This window comes from Dysgonomonas sp. GY617, from assembly GCF_015233815.1.
Classification (GTDB): Bacteria; Bacteroidota; Bacteroidia; order Bacteroidales; family Dysgonomonadaceae; genus Dysgonomonas_A.
Window position 1 is genome coordinate 21,066 of record NZ_JADCLR010000003.1, and the last position, 19,229, is coordinate 40,294.

The 19,229-nt window shown below is 35.2% G+C and carries 17 protein-coding genes; 6 read left to right on the forward strand and 11 right to left on the reverse strand.

Features of this window, described 5'->3' with window-relative positions; translation table 11 throughout:
- Positions 1 to 18: 18 nt before the first annotated feature.
- The 9 genes from IR022_RS04440 to IR022_RS04480 form a co-directional block, all read right to left on the reverse strand.
- Positions 19 to 582, reverse strand: coding sequence for an L-threonylcarbamoyladenylate synthase (locus IR022_RS04440; protein ID WP_050711183.1), 564 nt, complete (start codon positions 580 to 582; stop codon positions 19 to 21).
- 83 nt (positions 583 to 665) lie between these two features.
- A complete protein-coding gene (locus tag IR022_RS04445; protein ID WP_050711182.1) occupies positions 666 to 1,190 on the reverse strand; it encodes a GNAT family N-acetyltransferase in 525 nt (174 codons plus the stop codon).
- Between the two features lie 84 nt (positions 1,191 to 1,274).
- Positions 1,275 to 2,258, reverse strand: coding sequence for a glycosyltransferase family 2 protein (locus tag IR022_RS04450; RefSeq protein WP_194202773.1), 984 nt, complete (start codon positions 2,256 to 2,258; stop codon positions 1,275 to 1,277).
- Positions 2,259 to 2,276: 18 nt separating this feature from the next.
- A complete protein-coding gene (locus tag IR022_RS04455) occupies positions 2,277 to 2,732 on the reverse strand; it encodes a BT0820 family HAD-type phosphatase (RefSeq protein ID WP_050711180.1) in 456 nt (151 codons plus the stop codon).
- Between the two features lie 71 nt (positions 2,733 to 2,803).
- Positions 2,804 to 3,226, reverse strand: a complete 423-nt coding sequence (locus IR022_RS04460; RefSeq protein WP_050711179.1) for a hypothetical protein — start codon at positions 3,224 to 3,226, stop codon at positions 2,804 to 2,806.
- A gap of 14 nt (positions 3,227 to 3,240) precedes the next feature.
- Entirely contained in the window at positions 3,241 to 3,864 is a 624-nt protein-coding gene (gene recR, locus IR022_RS04465) for a recombination mediator RecR (protein WP_050711178.1), read from the reverse strand.
- A gap of 107 nt (positions 3,865 to 3,971) precedes the next feature.
- A complete protein-coding gene (locus IR022_RS04470; RefSeq protein ID WP_194202963.1) occupies positions 3,972 to 5,186 on the reverse strand; it encodes an HD domain-containing protein in 1,215 nt (404 codons plus the stop codon).
- A gap of 76 nt (positions 5,187 to 5,262) precedes the next feature.
- Entirely contained in the window at positions 5,263 to 5,799 is a 537-nt protein-coding gene (locus IR022_RS04475; RefSeq protein ID WP_050711177.1) for a hypothetical protein, read from the reverse strand.
- Positions 5,800 to 5,817: 18 nt separating this feature from the next.
- On the reverse strand, positions 5,818 to 6,276 hold the full coding sequence (locus IR022_RS04480; RefSeq protein WP_050711176.1) for a hypothetical protein: 459 nt from the start codon (positions 6,274 to 6,276) through the stop codon (positions 5,818 to 5,820).
- A 271-nt stretch (positions 6,277 to 6,547) separates the two neighbouring features.
- Here IR022_RS04480 and IR022_RS04485 point away from each other — a divergent pair, with 271 nt between their 5' ends.
- The 4 genes from IR022_RS04485 to IR022_RS04500 all read left to right on the forward strand — a co-directional run bounded on the left by IR022_RS04485 (position 6,548) and on the right by IR022_RS04500 (position 11,299).
- The gene (locus IR022_RS04485) at positions 6,548 to 8,536 is read left to right on the forward strand and encodes an OmpA family protein (protein WP_194202774.1); all 1,989 of its coding nucleotides are present in this window, start codon (positions 6,548 to 6,550) and stop codon (positions 8,534 to 8,536) included.
- A gap of 89 nt (positions 8,537 to 8,625) precedes the next feature.
- Positions 8,626 to 9,525, forward strand: a complete 900-nt coding sequence (locus IR022_RS04490; protein WP_194202775.1) for a DUF4835 family protein — start codon at positions 8,626 to 8,628, stop codon at positions 9,523 to 9,525.
- Positions 9,526 to 9,619: 94 nt separating this feature from the next.
- Positions 9,620 to 9,988, forward strand: a complete 369-nt coding sequence (locus IR022_RS04495) for a BlaI/MecI/CopY family transcriptional regulator (protein WP_194202776.1) — start codon at positions 9,620 to 9,622, stop codon at positions 9,986 to 9,988.
- 15 nt (positions 9,989 to 10,003) lie between these two features.
- Entirely contained in the window at positions 10,004 to 11,299 is a 1,296-nt protein-coding gene (locus IR022_RS04500) for a M56 family metallopeptidase (protein ID WP_194202777.1), read from the forward strand.
- Between the two features lie 69 nt (positions 11,300 to 11,368).
- Here the strand turns inward: IR022_RS04500 and mfd are convergent, their stop codons facing one another.
- Positions 11,369 to 14,701, reverse strand: coding sequence for a transcription-repair coupling factor (gene mfd, locus IR022_RS04505; RefSeq protein WP_199330265.1), 3,333 nt, complete (start codon positions 14,699 to 14,701; stop codon positions 11,369 to 11,371).
- Between the two features lie 168 nt (positions 14,702 to 14,869).
- Here mfd and IR022_RS04510 point away from each other — a divergent pair, with 168 nt between their 5' ends.
- Together IR022_RS04510 and trmD are read left to right on the forward strand one after the other, a co-directional pair.
- The gene (locus tag IR022_RS04510; RefSeq protein WP_194202778.1) at positions 14,870 to 15,610 is read left to right on the forward strand and encodes a polyprenol monophosphomannose synthase; all 741 of its coding nucleotides are present in this window, start codon (positions 14,870 to 14,872) and stop codon (positions 15,608 to 15,610) included.
- A 173-nt stretch (positions 15,611 to 15,783) separates the two neighbouring features.
- Positions 15,784 to 16,464, forward strand: coding sequence for a tRNA (guanosine(37)-N1)-methyltransferase TrmD (trmD, locus tag IR022_RS04515; RefSeq protein ID WP_194202779.1), 681 nt, complete (start codon positions 15,784 to 15,786; stop codon positions 16,462 to 16,464).
- Positions 16,465 to 16,553: 89 nt separating this feature from the next.
- Here the strand turns inward: trmD and IR022_RS04520 are convergent, their stop codons facing one another.
- Entirely contained in the window at positions 16,554 to 19,013 is a 2,460-nt protein-coding gene (locus tag IR022_RS04520; RefSeq protein WP_194202780.1) for a BamA/TamA family outer membrane protein, read from the reverse strand.
- Positions 19,014 to 19,229: the final 216 nt, after the last annotated feature.

The window sequence follows — 19,229 nt, forward strand, 5'->3', positions numbered from 1 at the left end:
GCCTTTAATAAAATGGTATTATTCTCTAATTACTTTAATTTCTCCTCCTAAACCTAATTTAATAATGCTTGAAGGTTTTGGATTAGAGGTTTCTTCTTGTCGGAAACCTACAATATAATCAACCCCATCTTTGATGACATCCGATATTTGTGAAAAATTCTGAGGAGATGCTTCTCCACTCACATTTGCAGATGTAGATACAATGGCTTTTCGGAATCGTTTGCATAGTTCTTGTGAGAATTTTTCCTGAGTAACTCGTATTGCCAAAGTTCCATCTTCGGCTATTAAATTGGGAGCTACATAGCGGGCCTTATCATAAATGATGGTGAGTGGTTTCTCTGAGATTTCAATTAAATCCCAAGCCATGTCGGGTACTTCGTCCAGATAGTATTCTAATTTTACAGGAACATCTATAAGTACAATCATCGATTTGCTGTCCGAACGTTTTTTTAGTTCGTACACTTTGCGTACTGCATCTTCATTGGTTGCATCGCATCCAATTCCCCAGATAGTATCAGTGGGGTATAGTATAATACCTCCTGCATTCATTATCTCGCAGGCTTTTAGTATATCTTCTTTCATCTTCTTTCTATAATTTAGGTCTCAGACCTTTTTATTGTTTTGCTATGAGTAGAATAGTTATTATGCCATCATTTTATAATAGTCTATGATCTTATGAGTTGATAGATATAAACATTCTTGTAAATAGAATCGTAATGTACCCAATCTACTAACTCACCGGCACGTTTATAACCTGCTTTCTCGAATAGTCGTATACTTTGAGGATTGTCGGTAGTTATGTAGGCAAATATTTGTTTTATGTGTAAAAAAGCAAATACATATTCCTTGATTAAATCAAGAGTTTGCAATGCATAACTGTTATTTCTGTAATTTTCATCAATAAGGATTCCTATCCCTGCTCTGCTATGATGAAAATCAAATTCATATAAATCGATGGTACCAATAGCTGTATTAGTAGCTTTCAGTTCTATCATAAACCGAAGTTGTTTAGCCTCATATATATCTTGTTGTTGTGTTTCTGATATATATTGCCTTAGAGCAAGTTTAGAGTAAGGGGTTAATGTATTGCCATGCACCCAAAGGTTGGTGTTGTTTTCCCATTTGTAAAGAATGTCCAAATCTTCAGGCTCTAGTGAACGAAGTTTAAGTATATCATTTTCAAGAAACATAGTTGTATATTGTTTGGTGAATGGTGTACTAGATTATTTAAAATTCCTGATTTTGGAATTTTGGGTATAAGATTTTATTATTGTTTACTCTATTCTGTATTCTATGCTTTTATTTTGATTACTGTCCATTTTATTAATTATCTCTTCGTAACTGAGATCGTTTGTATTAAATGTGACAATATTATCTTCGGAAATATTTTTTTTCGGTTTCGATACTTTTAGTTTTCCTGCTAGCTGCTCTATCATTACCTTAGTTTTTATACCAGTCGAAACAAATATTGAAAACAGTTTATCATGAGGATAATATTTACTGTAAAATATCTGCATTGCTCCATAAAAAGCATTCGTGTATTTCGAATCGTTTTTATTAGTGCTCTTGCCTTTATAATGTATAATACGTTCGGGCAGATAGTAATTTTTATAGCCTGCTAGCTCTATTCGGTACGATAGGTCAATATCCTCTCCGTACATAAAGAAAGCTTCATCCAATAATCCGGCTTTGTCTAAAGCCTCTTTTCGTATCATCATAAAAGCTCCTGCCAATATTGGAACTTGATGTATGCTATCTTCATCCAAATATAGCAAATTATATCCTCCCCAAAAAACGGACTTTGGAAATATTGAAGCCAGACCAAATATTTTACAAAAGGAAGCCCATGGGGTGGGGAAGCCTCTTTTGGATTCAGGCAGAAACTGTCCCGATCCATCTATCATTTTTACCCCTACGGCTCCCGATTGAGGTTCGGAATCCATAAATCGGCAAACATTAGACAGAACATTTTCACCTACAATAGTATCGGGATTCAATAGTAGGATGTATTCTCCTTCGGCTAATTTTATGGCTTGATTATTTGCTTTCGCAAATCCCGGATTTGTTTTATTCTCAATGAAGTGAATGTTCGATTGTGGAAATTTACCTTTCAAATATTCAATAGAGCCGTCGGTTGAGTTATTGTCTACTATAAATATTTCATAATTAAAAGCAATGTTTGAAGCCAAGATAGACTTCAAACATTGCTCTAAAAAATATTTTACATTGTAATTAACAATGATAATAGACAATTTCATTTTATGGGTGTCTTCGGGTCAATAACCATCGCGTTCGAACATTTCACCCAAGCGGATAAAAAAGTTTTTCTTGCGACGTCTTCTTTGTTGATTTTCTCCGGCAGACATCATAATGCGTTCAAAAGAAAACTCTCCACGCTCGGCAGCTTTTACTGCATTGTAAATCACTCCCCAATCTGGTAATCCTCCAACGTTACGGTCATCAATAAACAGTTCGGCTGTTAATTTTCGAGACGCTCTCGTAGGGTCTTCTTCCGGATAGTTTTTATTGGCAGCAAAGAAGGTCAATCCTTTTTTAGCACAATAATCAATAGCTTCTTGTAGGAGAGCACCGTCTCTTACTGTCCACAAGATGAGTACATGGCCATCTTTTTGAAGCTTCAATAAAGTATCTATCGCGAATGGTATGGGAGCTCCCAATCTAGGGTATTCGTGTTCAACAATTGTTCCGTCAAAGTCAACAGCAATAATCATAATTTTGTCCTATATTTAATTGCAGTAAATCAGATACTGCTTTATTGTTAAGTTGTTTATAGCTCTCTTTTTTATTCTTGTATGTTAGTCTCATTCTCTATATGTGTCTTACTAGGAGCACACAGAAGCAATGCAAATATACTAAGGAAAGCCAAGTATCTGAAATTTTCGATAGCTGTCAGATTCAAACAAATCAGATTAAATATCGAAATCGCATTCAAAGCAGCCAGACGAGTAATATATTTTGTGAAATATTTTTTTAACGCCGTCTCTGTGTCTGTTCTATCACTTTCACTCAATCGGGGATGGAGCAATTTCAAAGATGCAAATATCCCTCCAAGAGTGATAATTATTCCCCATCGTTCCAGTCCAGTGTTTTCGATTGGCAGCGTATATTTACTTGTATATAATACGTCCAGTACAAAAGCTGTGAACATAATTATAACACAACTCCAGTAGATAAGTTTTAGTTGCTTATGTGTTTTATCAAGCATTTTAAAGTCTATTTTTATAGGTTGAATGATTCGTTGAAAAGAATTCTGTTTATAATCGATCTGCCAAGTGTAACTTCGTCAGCATATTCAATCTCATCGCCAATAGATATACCTCTGGCTATCATCGATATTTTGATATTATATGGAGCTAGTTTTTTATAAATATAAAAATTGGTTGTATCACCTTCCATGGTTGTGCTCAACGCTAATATTATTTCATTAATATGTCCTTCGGATACACGTTTTACAAGGCTTTCTATTTGAAGATCTCCGGGGCCAATACCATCAATCGGCGATATAATTCCCCCTAATACATGATATAAACCTTTAAACTGAGAAGTGTTTTCTATTGCCATTACTTCTTTGATGTTTTCTACAACACATACAATCGATTTCTCTCGCCCAGGATTTGCACAGATTGGGCAAATATCGGCATCCGAAATATTGTAGCATGACTTGCAGTACTTCACTTCATTTTTTAGAGTTAAAATGGCTGACGAGAAATTTTCGACACTCTTATTGTCTTGTCGAAGCATATGCAGTACAAGTCTAAGTGCCGTTTTTCGACCTACGCCCGGTAATTTGGCAAATTCATTTACCGCATTTTCTAATAATACGGAAGGATATTTTTGGATCATTAATTAACTCTTGTTTTAAGTAGTGTACAATTTGCCTTTTTTATAATTGTCTTTAGTTATTTTATTAGCCAAAGCAATAATAAAATTAGAGGTCTTATTTCACAAAGTTATATATTTAGATAAGAGAAATAATACTTCTCTGCCTTTTTCGAAAGAAGTTGTATGTTGAGTAAATCAGAGGCATCGGAGATGCTCTTGATTTCTCCATTTTTATAGAGTATATCTATACTGTTGTCTTTCAGATTGTACATGTCTGTTGTGACAGTTCGCGATGATAGAAAATACTCAGCTTCGTTTGCTGATAGATTCCATTTATTCATATATTTTTTTATATATGTATTTATATGGTCTTTTGATGCTGGTTCTGCTAATATTTCAGTTTTAAACAAGTCTCTATTTACAAAGGCATGACTTAATGTAGAAAGCAGAAAATCGTCGGAATTAGTCCAAACTTTGAGTGCACACCATATGTCAGAATCATCTAGATTTACGAAATGCTCAATAGCTTCGTCTCCGAAACTCTCTTTCGCTATATTTTTTGTTAGAAAATAGCTTAAAGAAGGGGAAGCGAAAAGTTCGATGCCTTGGTTTGTTAGTTCCTTTGCTCTTTTCAATGTGCTGATTAATACATTCTCAGCTCCAATAGCTGTCTTGTGGTGATACACCTGCCAATACATTAACCTCCTCGATAAAAGAAAGTTCTCGATAGAATATACTCCTTTGGATTCTACTACAAGTTGATTGTTGCGAACATCAAGAATCTGGATTATTCGTTCCGAACCTATATTGCCCTCATTTACACCAGTAAAAAAACAATCACGACGCAAATAATCAAGTCTGTCAACATCCAATTGTCCGCTTACCAACTGGTGTAAAAATTCTTTTGGATATTCGTTTTTGAATATAGCAATACAAGTATTAAGTTCGCCTTTTAGTTCTTCATTCAGTTTTTGCATCAACCGAAGAGATATTTCTTCGTGGTAAATTCCATTGACAATTGTGTGCTCCAATACATGTGAAAAAGGTCCATGTCCTACATCATGTAGAAGTATACATGCTAAAGCTCCGTTTTCTTCCTCCTTGGTTATTTCATTGCCTTTTGATCTTAGGTTATTTATAACCTCCTGCATAAGGTACATGGCTCCCAATGTGTGATGAAAACGAGTATGTTGTGCACCGGGATAGGCAAAAGAAGCCATACCCAGTTGTTTAATTCTGCTGAGCCGTTGCAAATATGGATGATTTATAATTTGGGATATAAACTCATTTGGAATGGTTATAAAGCCAAAAACAGGGTCATTTATTATTTGTTTGTTCTTTATCACGGTGTATAAAATTAAAAAAAGCACAGATTTGAATTTCAAATCTGTGCTCAAAGGTATAAAATATTTAAGTCTTTTATTGTACAGTATTGGAAGATGTAGGAACTTGTAGTGTAAGTTCCATGTTATTTGCTTTTGCAAATGCTGTTTGAGCTTTAATCATTTCATCCAATTTTACATCAGTATCTTCTAATGTTTTGTTGATGGCTTCGTCCATCTTCATTAGTTCCTCATCCGTATTTTCATTCGATAATTTTGCATATTGCTCATTATATGTATTTACCTGATTTAATAATGATTCTACATATGCTACAGTTGTATTTGCAAATGCTTCGGCTCCCGAAGGTTTTTCCAAAAGTTTGATTTTATCCAAGTCACTTTGGATGCTATCTTTTACTTCTTTCATAGATTCACTCAATAGAGTAAATTGATCAGCAGAGAATTCTTCACTATCAAAAAATGCATCAATTTTGCCATCTAGAACTTCCAGACGTTTTTCTGCATCTTCCGAATATTTCACCAAATTGTCATTATATGCTACAGGATCTACTTTTTGTTCGCAAGATGTAAAAATAACAGATAATGGTAAAAGCAGTAATAATAATTTTTTCATTGTTTTTTATTTATAAAATTAGTTAGTCAGAGCATTTAATTTTGCTATATATGTATCACGCATTCTTTTAGCGTGCTCTACTGTTTCTAAGAAATTAGAATCGAGATTTTTGGCTGTACTAGTCGATGTTGTGTCAGTTATTGTTGTGTACATCTCCTGTGCATTTATAATCTTTTGCAACGATTTGATGTATGCTATAGCTGAAATACGAAGTTCTTCGGCGGGAGGAGGAATGATCAGGTTTTTCAGATCATTGATCTTCACATTCGAAGAATCCATCGCTGTTTGAGAGACAACCTTTATATAGTCATATTTTTTACTGTCGAGTGCACTTTGTACGTTGTTATCATATTTGTTGATAATAACTTCGGCTTCGTCAACCAAAATAGATATATTACTGAAATCCTTATTGCTTCCGGGTTTACATGAAGCAAAAATAAGGGTAAAAGAAATACAGAAAAGAATAAATTTATTCATAAGTATGTTCTGATATATAATCTTCTGCAAAGATAAGTTATCTCTTTGACTTACAAAAATTAAAATAATTTGATATGTAATTTTGACTCATTTTTATTCGAAAATGAATATCCAGTAGAATGAAAATCAGTTATATTTATAACTTTGTCATTGTATACTGTAAATTCTCTAGTCTCGGTCTTCTTTGTTGTGTGGGCAAATAGTAATAACGAAGAGGTTGCAATGATTATAGATAAGAAATAAATGTTTAGTGTTATTTATGGAATTTAGGATGGTGAAATCGCGGATCTTAGTCTGTTATTTGTTATTTGTTGTTTTTGGCTTGACAATCTTTACGTTTTCCTGTAAACCGGTTAAACTTTCAGATGCAGATCGTCATTTCAAAAATGGGGAATATTTTGAAGCAGCAACTATGTACCGTAAGCTATATAGAAAAACTCCTCCTAAGAATAGGGAGTTGAGAGGGCGTATAGCCTATCGTCAGGCAGAAAGTTTTCGCCTCATTAATAATGTAGCATTAGCTAGTGCTGCTTATGTTAACGCTATCCGCTATAATCCAACAGATAGTTTAATCCGACTACAATATGCACGCACACTACATAAAGATGGTAAATACAAACAAGCTATAGAACAATATAAGTTATTCTTGAAAACAATGCCCGACAATCAGTTTGCTCTAAATGGATTGAAAGGTGCTGAAATGGCAACGGAGATGAAAGAAAATCCGACTAAATATATTGTGAAGCGGATGGATGTCTTTAATTCTCCACGTGGTGAATTTAGCCCTATGTTATTGCCTCCTGATTACGATCTTATTTATATAAGTACCAGTAGAGAAGGCGTACTTGGTGAGGATAAAAGTTCTATTACCGGTGTGAAAAATAATGATATTTTTGTTGCTCGTAAAGACGAGAATGGCAAATGGATGAAGCCCGAATCGGCAGGTCCTGTAAATACCGAAGCAGACGAGGGTACGCCCGCTTTTTCGGCAAGCGGAAATGTTATGTACTATACATTTAGTAAACAAGAACTAGACTGGTCTACTACTGCTGTAATTCATAAGGCACAACGTGCCGATGGGGCTTTTGGTAAGGGCGAAAAGCTAGCTCTTATGACAGACACCATGTCTATGTACGCTCATCCTTCTCTTTCTCCTGCCGGCGACTTTCTGTATTTTGTATCAGATATGCCTGGTGGTTATGGTGGTAAAGATATTTGGAGAGCTATTATGTTTGGAGACGAGATTAGTTATATAGAAAATCTAGGACCAGATATAAACACTTCAGGAGATGAGATGTTTCCTTATGTAAGAACTGATTCTACATTTTATTTTTCGTCAGACGGACATCCGGGAATGGGTGGTTTGGATATCTTCAAAGCGACTTTAAATAATAAGACAAAGGCTTGGAGAATCGAAAATATGGGTTCTGCCTTGAATTCGCAAGCAGATGATTTTGGGCTTACCTTTGAGGGTGATAAAGAAGCCGGTTTTTTCAGCTCCAATAGAGGTGATGGTAAAGGATTGGATCATATTTATTCTTTTGAATATCCGATTGTAAGAGTAGCAGTAGAAGGGTTTGTGGTTGACAAAGATGATGAGTTTGTACCCCGACCTATCATTAGAGTGGTAGGTAATAATGGCACAAACGAGAAATTTGGAGGGAAGCCTAATGGAACATATCGTTTGGATATAGAAAGAGGTGTCAATTATGTATTTTTAGCTAGTGCAGAGGGCTATCTGAATACTAAAATGAGTTTACGAACTGTGGAAACAGAGAAGGACTCTATATATTATGTTGATTTTGTCATGTATGCAATCAATAAGCCGGCTGTTCTTGAAAATATATTCTATGATTTTGATAAGGCAGCCTTGCGAGAAGAGTCTAAAAAAGAATTGGATGATCTTATCGAGCTTCTTGAAATAAACCCGAATGTAACTATTGAGTTATCAGCACATACTGATAGAAAAGGTACGCAAGAATATAATCAACGGTTATCTCAGCGTAGAGCACAATCAGTGGTAGATTATTTGATTGCACACCGAATATCTAAAGATCGTTTAACTGTTGCCGGCTATGGTAAATTACAGCCAAAAGTTGTTACTAAAAATATTGTGAAGAAGTATGATTTTCTGACTGTTGGCGATGTATTGACAGAGGAGTTTATATTAGCTTTACCTCCGGAGCAACAAGAGATTGCTGATCAAATAAATAGAAGAACAGAGTTTAAAGTTCTATCTATTACTTATGGGTTGCATTAAGATTTCAGCTTTTTGATTGCTTTTAGCATTATACGTACAACCAGTTATTGCTTAGCAGTACAGTAATAATTATATGACATTATTATTAGATGAAAAAAATATTTATATGTATATTTTCTATCATTATATTAGGTTTTAGCATTGTTGAAGCACAAGAGCTAAATCTGAAAGTGACGGTCAATAGTAATCAAATTCAAGCGACAGACAAAAGCATATTTACTAAAATAGAAGAGTCTCTAAATCAATTAATAAATGACCGCAAATGGACGGATGCAACTTTTGCATCGAATGAACTAATTGAAGGAAGTATATTGATTACACTAAGTGAAATTCCTCAAGAAAATTCATATAAGGGCGAGATTCAGATAATAGCTAATCGTCCCGTTTACAATGCGACTTATAATACACAGCTCTTTAACTTTCGTGATACAGAGTTTGAGTTCAGTTATTTATTAGGTGAAAATCTTGAATACATAGAGAGCAACGTAAATAATAATCTGGTAGCTATAATTTCGTATTATACTTATATAATTCTGGGACTCGATTTTGATTCTTTTACTTTACAAGGAGGTAGACCCTATTTTGAGAAGGCAATGGAAATTGTAAATGCTGCTCAGTCGCTGAATGCTAAAGGATGGGCTCCTTTTGGTGGAGATCGTAACAGATATGCCATAGCTTTGGCTTTAACAGAAGAGAGTTCTTCGGTATTTCATTCCATGTGGTATAATTATCATCGTAAAGGTTTAGATGAAATGGCAGCAAACCCTGCCCGTGGTCGTGCAGGCGTTATTGCTACTGTTCCCGATCTGCAAACTATCTATAAAGCCCGACCTGCCTCGGCTATTCTCTCTTTTTATGGAGACACTAAGCTCGATGAGCTTATTAATATTTACTCGGAAGCTACTACTGAGGAAAAAGCTGAAGCTTACAAAATTCTTCAATCTATTTATCCTACAAAAAGATATATTCTAGATAAAATAAAAAAATAAGAATTCTTGTTTTTTTATTCATTTTCCTTGCTCATATAAAAGATATACGTATATTTACGAAAAAATAGTAGATTTACTTAAATAAAATAATAGTATGGAGAAGTTAACTTATCAGGAAGAAGTTGTAATGTTACATATCTGGCAATTAAAAGAATGCGTTGTCAAGGATATTGTAAATGAAATGAAAGAACCTAAGCCTCCTTATACTACTGTGGCATCTATAGTTCGTAATCTGGAGCAAAAAGGATATTTGAACTCTAAGAAATATGCTAACGTTTATGTTTATTCTCCTCGGGTTGAAGAGGACGAATATAAGAAAGTATTTATGTCAGGGGTTGTAAAAAGCTATTTTGAGAATTCATACAAAGAGCTTGTATCCTTCTTTGCTAAAGAGGAAAAAATATCTTCTTCGGATTTGGAAGAAATAATTCGGATGATAGAAGAGGGTAAAAAAGATCAATAATAAAACTATTACACTATGGCAAGTTTAATTATATCATATGTAATCAAGGCATCTTTGGCTATGATTCTGTTATGTGGATTATATGCATTGTGCTTTAGGAATGATACTTTTAATAAGACGAAACGATTTTATTTACTATTCATCATATTGTTTTCTTTAGTATATCCTTTCTGTAAATTGAATATTTCGTCAGTCAATGATATTGCTATTTATCAGGCAATACTACCTCAAGTAGAGATAACCAATAATGCTTCTGATACTGCAACTGCAAGTGGGTTTAGTTTGGGATTAACCGAACTATTAATATTTGGAATTATAGGTGGAATAGTAATAATGCTTTCCCGATTTTTAATACAAATGTCAGGCATATTAAAGCTTCGATGGAAGAATAGATCTAGTAATAGTCTTAACTATAAGATTATAAAACTAGATAAACCAATGGCTCCTTTCTCATTCTTCAATTGGATATTTGTATCGAATAATGGTCTGAAAGAAGAAGATTTGGAAGTAATGATGGCTCACGAAGAGGAGCATGTTGATCAATATCATTCTTTTGATATACTATTGAGTGAATTGTTTTGTATTTTATTTTGGTGGAACCCTATTGCATGGTTATTAAAAAGAGAAATTAAAATAAACCTCGAATATCTTGCTGATAAAGGAGTTTTGGAAAAAGGTGTAGAGGCGAAAAAATATCAGTATCTCTTATTACAAGTCATAAAACCTAACGCTACTATACAGATTGTTAACAATTTCAATGTTTCACAATTAAAAAAACGTATTACTATGATTAATAAAAAAAGAACCTCAGGACTTATGTCCTGCAAGTATTTACTGGCTTTTCCGATTATAGCACTAATGCTTTTAGGAAATGCTCAAAATACATTCTCTAAACAAATTGAAAATACAGAAGAGGAACACCTTGCTGCAGAAACGGTTTCAAGTCAAAGTTATGATATGCCTCAACAGAAGGAGACGGTTTATACAGCAGTTGAAGTAATGCCTGAGTATCCGGGAGGACCTAGAGCTTTGTTAGAGTATATAAATGCGAATCTAAAATATCCAGAACAAGCAGCAAAAGACAAAGTGGAAGGAAGGGTAGTGCTTCGCTTTGTGGTATCTAAAAAGGGAGAAGTAAAGGATGTTACAGTGCTAAGGAGTCTGGACACCCAATGCGATGAAGAAGCTATGAGAGTTGTTCGAGAAATGCCTACTTGGACACCCGGAAAACAAAATGGGAAAGATGTAGAAGTGTATTATACGCTTCCTATTTCATATAAGTTACAGAAGGATACTAAAACAGAGAGTTAATAGACTTTTATAAATGTGTAGATTTTTATATAGAAAATGGGCAGATGTAGCAAAACATCTGCCCACTTTTTATTCTTGTAAATAAATATTATTCAAAACATTGTATGCTTTCTCTACATTGTCGATATGCTTGATAATAATAGATCGTTTTCCGTGATTCTCTCTTAATTGACAGTCTCGATGATGACCTTGTACATAGCTCAGTAACTTATCGAAAGCTTGAGATTGATAATATAGGGAGTCAGGGTTCGAAACCAGATATAATAGCATCTGTCCTTTTTTCAAAATTACTTTCTCTATACTTAGATATTTGGCTATTCTACGGATTCTAATTACGCCTATTAAATCCTGACCTTCTTGAGGTATTTCACCAAAACGGTCTTTCAGCATTTTCACAAACTCGGTTATCTCTTCCTCTTTCTCTAAATTATTTAGAGTACTGTAAATAGATATACGCTCCGAATCGTTGGGGATATAAATAGGAGGGAACAGAAGCTCTAGATCACTATCAATAACCACATCATCCACAAAGTTATCACCTTTGTTTTTCTCTCCGTCTTTACTTTCGTGATATAGTTCTGCAAACTCGTTATTTTTCAATTCAGTAACGGCTTCGGTCAATATCTTTTGATATGCTTCGTAACCTAAGTCGGCAATAAAACCACTTTGCTCTGCACCTAAAAGATTTCCTGCACCTCTTATGTCCAAATCTTGCATAGCGATATGTATTCCACTACCCAATTCAGCAAAGTTCTCTATTGCTTGTAATCTTCGCTTAGCCTCAATAGTTAAGCTATCCAATGGAGGAGCGAGCAGGTAACAAAAAGCTTTGCGATTACCTCGACCAACACGTCCACGCAATTGGTGTAAATCGCTCAGACCAAATCGTTGAGCATTATTTATTATTATCGTATTGGCATTAGGTATATCTATACCCGATTCTATGATAGATGTTGCAATCAGTACATCAAACTCATAATCTACAAAGTCAGTGATTATTTCCTCTAGTTTAGCAGGAGGCATTTGCCCGTGTGCAACTGCAATACGTGCATCGGGAACGCCTTTGCGGATAGTTGCTTCTATTTCGGGAAGATTGTTGATTCTATTATTCAAGAAAAACACCTGTCCATTTCTACTCATTTCAAAGTTGATAGCTTCTGCTATGATTTGAGCATCGAAAGTATGTACTTCCGTTTGAGTAGGGTATCGGTTGGGTGGGGGAGTTGTTATAGTGGAAAGGTCGCGAGCACCCATCAATGAGAATTGAAGCGTTCTGGGGATAGGTGTTGCAGTCATAGTCAATGTATCAACATTAGACTTCATCTGTTTTAGTTTCTCTTTAACAGATACTCCAAATTTTTGCTCTTCATCTATGATTAGCAATCCTAAATCTTTGAATTGAATATCTTTATTGACAATACGGTGTGTACCGATAAGTATGTCTATTTCGCCTTTTTTAAGTTTATCCAGCAATTCTTTTACAGCTGCCGGTTTACGTGCCCTGCTTATGTAATCTACCTTACAAGGAAAATCTTTTAAGCGATCTCTGAAAGTATGGAAATGTTGAGTTGCTAATACTGTAGTAGGCACAAGAACTGCTACTTGCTTGTTATCAGCAACAGCTTTAAAAGCTGCTCTGATAGCAACCTCTGTTTTCCCAAAACCTACGTCCCCACAGATAAGTCTGTCCATAGGACGATGGTTTTCCATGTCTTTTTTTACATCAGCCGTAGCAGTTATCTGGTCGGGAGTATCTTCGTATACAAACGAAGCTTCCAACTCGGTTTGCATAAAGGTATCAGGAGAAAACTTGAAGCCTTCTTCTTCATTACGTTTCGAATAAAGGACAATTAGATCACGAGCAATGTCTTTAAGACGTTTTTTCGTGTTTTCCTTCATCTTTTGCCATGCTCCCGAGCCTAATTTGTTTAGGCGTGGAGGTTCTCCATCTTTTCCTCGATATTTAGAGATCTTGTATAAAGAATGGATAGGAACAAATATGGCATCATTATTCAGATACGATATTTTGATATGTTCTTGTAGCTTCTCGTTTACAATGAGTCTTACAAGTCCTCCGAATTTACCGACTCCATGATCGTTATGAACAACAAAATCGCCAACCTGCAATTGCTTTAATTCCTTTAGGCTTAATGCAATCTTACCGGTACGAGCATTGTCTGATTTTAGGTTGTATTTATGGAAACGATCGAATATCTGATGATCGGTAAAACAACATATCTTTAGAGTCTGGTCGTAAAAACCTTCATGTAAGGTTTTGTTTATAGGTACCAATGGTATCTTATCGCCCCGGTCTTCAAAAATTGTTTTCAGACGCTCTATTTGCTTCATGCTATCGCTCAGAATATAGATTGTATATCCTTGTGCTATAAATTCGTGCAAACTTTTGCTGACTAAATCGAAATTTTTATGGTAAATAGGTTGTAATGCAGTATTATATTCAAAAGAAGCATCGGGAACTCCAGAGCAAGTATTTCCGAATTGCATTTGCTTAAACTTCACAAGTTCGCTTGTAAAGAGTGGCTCGGATATTAATTTCGATTGGACATCGGCTTCGTATTCGGGGTTGTCTAATATAGCACTGTCTTCATATATCGAATTTAGGCGTCCTTGTATCCAAGAATAATCCTTAAATCCGATCACCGTCTCAGCAGGTAGAAGGCTCAATAACGAGTCTTGAAGCTGGCTGGCTTTAGACATTTCGGGTATAACTTGTATAGATGTCAGTTGTTCTTTTGATAATTGACTTTCGATATCAAAACGTCGTATGGTCTCTACTTCGTCTCCAAAGAAATCAATGCGAAAAGGGTATTCGCTGGAGTACGAAAAAACGTCGAGAATACTTCCTCTAATTGCATACTGGCCGGGTTCATATACATATTCAGTGTATTCGAAACCATAGGAATCGAGAACTTCTGAAACGAATGCCGAATCGATTTTCTCACCTACTGCAATTCGCAAAGTATTTTCTTTAAGCGTATCTTTCGATACTACCTTCTCAGCTATAGCTTCGGGATACGTAACTATAATAAGTGGCGTATTTTCTCCTTGCAATCGGCTCAAAACTTCGGTTCTGAGTATGGCATTTGCTGGATCAGATTGTCCATACTTAATTGCCCTTTTGTATGCAGAAGGGAAAAAAAGTACATCTTTTGATCCTAATAGCTGATTGAGGTCGTGATAAAAATATCCGGCCGTCTCAAGATCATCTAATATGTATAGATATTGCCCCTTTTTTTGATTGAATAAAGCTGACACAAAAACTGACCATGAAGAGCCAAGTAAGCCTTTTATATGTAAGTTTTTGTCTTTATTTAGGGTGCTTGATATCGCTTTTATGCTTTTATGTCCATCGAAAAGATGGAGAGGAGAAATCGATTCCAAAATAGAGTTGTTTTATGCCTACAAAGGTAATAATAATTGAAGATAGCAGCAATATAGATGTGAATAAAAGAGAAATCACAACTTTTTGATGAAAAATGTTTAAAAATCGGAGAATCTATGCATAAACTGAATTATGGAATAGCTAATTTTGGGTAAAAATATAATGTGATGTCGGATTCTATTGTTATTATTCCAACGTATAACGAAAAAGAGAATATCGAAAAAATGATCGAAACGGTGTTTTCTCTTTCGAAATCTTTTCATATTCTGGTAGTCGATGACGGTTCTCCTGATGGTACGGCTGCTATTGTTAAGCGATTGCAGGAAAAGTATTCTGATTTGTTATTCTTACTCGAACGAAAGGGTAAGCAAGGGTTGGGTACTGCCTATATTGCAGGTTTTAAATGGGCTTTGGCTCGCGATTATCAGTACGTTTTTGAAATGGATGCTGATTTTTCGCACGACCCGAATGATTTGATACATCTCTATAATGCGTGTGCGATAGATGGTGCAGAGATGGCAATCGGTTCACGATATTCTACCGGAGTTAATGTCGTAAATTGGCCTATGGGAAGGGTTATCATGTCGTTTTATGCATCGAAGTATGTAAAACTGGTGACTGGAATGGATATACATGATGCGACAGCAGGTTTTGTTTGCTATAAGAGAAATGTATTAGAGTTTATAGACTTAGATAAAATTCGATTTAAAGGATATGCTTTCCAGATTGAAATGAAATACACTGCTTATACTTTAGGCTTTAAGTTGAAAGAAGTATCTATTATTTTTGTCAATCGTGTTTTAGGCGAATCGAAAATGAATGCAGGCATTTTCGGAGAAGCTTTTTATGGTGTAATAAGACTTCGTCTCAATAAAATGATGGGTAAAATTAAGGGTAAATCCCAGTAATTGATATTTAATAAAATATATACACACTAACTTACGACGAACCAATACTGAGGGTCGAAGCCCTTTGTACGAATACACTCCAATTACATATAGCGTATAATCGTTTATTTTTGATTATTTTTGTCTTATGAAAAGAGATTGGGCTCAATCCCTCTAACATTACAGATACAAGAATGAGAGTAGACATTATAACCGTACTTCCACAAATGCTCGAAGGAGCAATGAATTGTTCTATCCTAAAAAGAGCACAAGATAAAGAACTTGTCGAAATACAAATTCATAACCTTCGTGATTATTCGTCAGATAAACATCATCGGGTTGATGATTACCCTTTTGGTGGAGAAGCCGGAATGGTGATGCAAATTGAACCTATTGATAATATTATATCTCTTTTAAAAAGCCAAAGATCGTATGATGAAGTAATCTTTACATCGCCCGATGGTGAGCGCTTCGATCAGAAGATGGCAAATAGAATGTCGTCTTTCGAAAATATAATTATCCTTTGTGGTCATTATAAAGGTATAGATTATAGAATCAGAGAATACCTCATAACTAAAGAAATCTCAATAGGAGACTATGTCCTTACTGGAGGCGAACTTGCTGCAGCTATCATAACGGATGCAATAGTTCGGTTAATTCCGGGGGCTATCGGCGATGAGCAATCGGCTTTATCCGATTCATTTCAAGATAATCTACTCGCTCCACCCGTTTACACACGCCCTGCAGAATATAAAGGTTGGAAAGTTCCCGATATATTACTATCTGGTCATGAAGCTAAAATAGACGAGTGGAAGTTGAAGCAAGCCATAGCCAGAACTAAACTGCTTAGGCCTGATTTGTTAGAAGAAAAATAGGTAATTAAGTGATATAGGTTATTTATTACACTGGTTTTAGTTGTAACAAATACCCTATATTATTTTATTCACAAGGGAAGTCTGATACATTAGAATGGATATCCTACAGCTATATGCCAAGCTGTATTTTCCCTGAATTTAAGAGGTTTTAAGATAGACCATTTCGATTGATAACCATCTACTACTTGATATCCACTATCATCCATTCTATAATTAGGAATATCAGCCGGATTATATAGTTTCCACCCACAATCGAGACGAATGATTACAAATTCGAGATCGAGTCTTACCCCCATTCCCCAAGCATATGCAATCTGTTTGTAGAAGCTATTTACTTTAAATTCTCCTTTTTCTTGACGATCGCTCCCTCTTACAGTCCATATATTTCCGGCATCCAGAAACGTAGCTAATTCGAGTTTCCAGAATACTTTGCTTCGGTATTCAATGTTTGCATCAAATCTGATGTCTCCTGATTGATCATTGAAATTGGCATCAGCACGATAAAATGCTCCGGGACCTAATTCACGGGCAGCCCATCCTCTTACACTATTAGCTCCTCCAGAGAAGAAACGTTTCTCGAAAGGCACTTGTGTGTTATTACCATACGCATAGGCTATACCGCCACCTAATCGCCAAGCAAAAGCATTTTTCTCATCAATACGTATCGATTTGCTATAATCAAAATTCCCACGTATATATTGAGCAAAGAACGTGTCAAATACTTTTCTCGATCCGGTCTCAGGATCTTTCTTTACGTTAGCTAATGCAGCTGCCAGTGCGAGTGCATTACCTGCTGTCTCGATAGATGCTCTTAATGAATATGTAGATCTGTTGGTATTTCTTCGGTTTGAAGCGATGATTCCCGGAACTATACTATTCGTTTTATAGTAAGTGTATCCTGTGGCTAGTATAAACTGATCAGTAAAACTATATAGCTTGGCATTGGGCGATAACGTATTTTCGAATCTAGGATCTAGGTGAGGTATATGAGCATAACTTATCTCTACAAGATCAAGAGTGTGACGTACAGTGTTATTATTTCTGTTTTCCCATATATACTTTACTCCGGTAGAAAAAACCGTTCTTGTAAAGTAGTTTGGACGGCGTTGGTATGTATAGCTTGAGACTACTTGTGTTGACGCTCGTAGCCTACGCCTTAGATCGTGATCTAAGAATGGAAATAGAAACCGAGGGAATGTTAGTGATGTTTCTCCACCTATTTCAAAATAATTGTCTTTGAAGCTCGAGAAGTTAGGTGTAACCGCCTCGTACGAACCTAATATTTTAGCATTGAATACCTCTGAGCCTTTAAAGGCGTTTCGATGTACATAGCCTAAGCTAGCACCAACACCAAAAAAACCGGCTGAATTTGTTCCTTCTACTTCCGCAGATATACCTTGTCTTTTATCAGGCACTGCGGTTATAATACATCTGAGTTTGGTTGAATCATTCTCTAAATATTCTTCGTATTTGATATTTACATTTTTAAGAATATGTAGTTGCGACAATGAATTGTAAGTCATTGAAACCTGATTCTCATTATATAATGCCTGAGGTTGGATATAGCAATTATCTAAAATTACAAAAGGCTTTATATATTTACCTCGTGTGCCATAATATATCTTGTATTTTCCTCTGGTTACAGTATCTGTGGCGTTATAATTGCTTATGTCACCATCTGCAATAGGATCATAATCAACATATATATCTATTTTACCTACATAGTATTGGCGATGAGGTACTTCTATTGATTCGTTATTGCCGATACGTTGAGTAAAGGGATAAATGATAAGTTCTAAATCTACTTTGTTTTTTTTCTCTAAAGTATCAGCCACAAAGCCTATATATTCTTTATTGAAAGCCATGTAGCCATTTCTTTTCAAAATAGAGGTGATGCGGTTACGTTCTTCATCTAGTAGATCTAAGTCGAATCTATCTCCTTCTTTTAGGAGGTTTCCTCTGCTTAAGTATTTGTTTAAGCTTATTTGGGTAGAGTCTAAGGTTGATTGTGCTCTTCTTCGTCTGTTAGACAGAAATGATTTATCTATGACTTCGGGAGAAAATACTGTGTCACTTACATTTATAGTATAGCTTTCGATGCTAGAAGGTTCTCCGGATTTTACTTCATATATTACTTTTGCTTTTTTGTCTTTTTGTATAACCTTAGGAGCTACTTCTGCTTGTAGATATCCTTTGTTATTCATTATTCTCTCAAGGTTTACTATTGTTGGCTCTACTTGTGTACTATCATACAAAACGGGAGGTTCTCCTCCATTCTTTAAAGCTCTATTGTACCACTTGGTAGAGTCTCGCCCTGATAGATTATACATAAATAAAGGGAACTTAAATACTTCAAATGTTTTGAAATTGGCTTTTTGTTTCACATAGGGCTCTAAATCAAAAAACGAAACATCTTTTGCATCCACTTTTACAGTGGCTACATCGAGTAAATATTCGTTGTCGGGGACATATTTGGTAGAGCTACAAGAATAGCCCAATATTAATAAAGTGCCTATTATGAAAATTATATTCTGAGGTCTGAGTTTCATTTATCTGTATGTATAGGTAACATTATAACAATAAATAATATTGTTACATTTTATAATTATAACTGCCTCTAATTATTTACTTGCCAAAGTAAGAATAAGGTTTGTGACCTTAAGAGACTATTGATTGTTTAAAAAACGACAAATTTAGGATATAATTGTATCTTTTTTGTAGATTTGCCTAACAAAGAATTATTAAATAATGTTGGTTATCATAGT

Bases quoted from the DNA above. Each gene is read 5' to 3' on its own strand.
- IR022_RS04520 (WP_194202780.1), bottom strand. From the start codon at position 19,013: ATGAAACTCAGACCTCAGAATATAATTTTCATAATAGGCACTTTATTA.
- IR022_RS04450 (WP_194202773.1), bottom strand. From the start codon at position 2,258: ATGAAATTGTCTATTATCATTGTTAATTACAATGTAAAATATTTTTTA.
- recR (WP_050711178.1), bottom strand. From the start codon at position 3,864: ATGATCCAAAAATATCCTTCCGTATTATTAGAAAATGCGGTAAATGAA.
- IR022_RS04455 (WP_050711180.1), bottom strand. From the start codon at position 2,732: ATGATTATTGCTGTTGACTTTGACGGAACAATTGTTGAACACGAATAC.
- IR022_RS04500 (WP_194202777.1), top strand. From the start codon at position 10,004: ATGGCAAGTTTAATTATATCATATGTAATCAAGGCATCTTTGGCTATG.
- IR022_RS04480 (WP_050711176.1), bottom strand. From the start codon at position 6,276: ATGAATAAATTTATTCTTTTCTGTATTTCTTTTACCCTTATTTTTGCT.
- trmD (WP_194202779.1), top strand. From the start codon at position 15,784: ATGAGAGTAGACATTATAACCGTACTTCCACAAATGCTCGAAGGAGCA.
- IR022_RS04490 (WP_194202775.1), top strand. From the start codon at position 8,626: ATGAAAAAAATATTTATATGTATATTTTCTATCATTATATTAGGTTTT.
- IR022_RS04440 (WP_050711183.1), bottom strand. From the start codon at position 582: ATGAAAGAAGATATACTAAAAGCCTGCGAGATAATGAATGCAGGAGGT.
- IR022_RS04510 (WP_194202778.1), top strand. From the start codon at position 14,870: ATGTCGGATTCTATTGTTATTATTCCAACGTATAACGAAAAAGAGAAT.
- IR022_RS04460 (WP_050711179.1), bottom strand. From the start codon at position 3,226: ATGCTTGATAAAACACATAAGCAACTAAAACTTATCTACTGGAGTTGT.
- IR022_RS04475 (WP_050711177.1), bottom strand. From the start codon at position 5,799: ATGAAAAAATTATTATTACTGCTTTTACCATTATCTGTTATTTTTACA.
- IR022_RS04485 (WP_194202774.1), top strand. From the start codon at position 6,548: ATGGTGAAATCGCGGATCTTAGTCTGTTATTTGTTATTTGTTGTTTTT.
- IR022_RS04445 (WP_050711182.1), bottom strand. From the start codon at position 1,190: ATGTTTCTTGAAAATGATATACTTAAACTTCGTTCACTAGAGCCTGAA.
- IR022_RS04495 (WP_194202776.1), top strand. From the start codon at position 9,620: ATGGAGAAGTTAACTTATCAGGAAGAAGTTGTAATGTTACATATCTGG.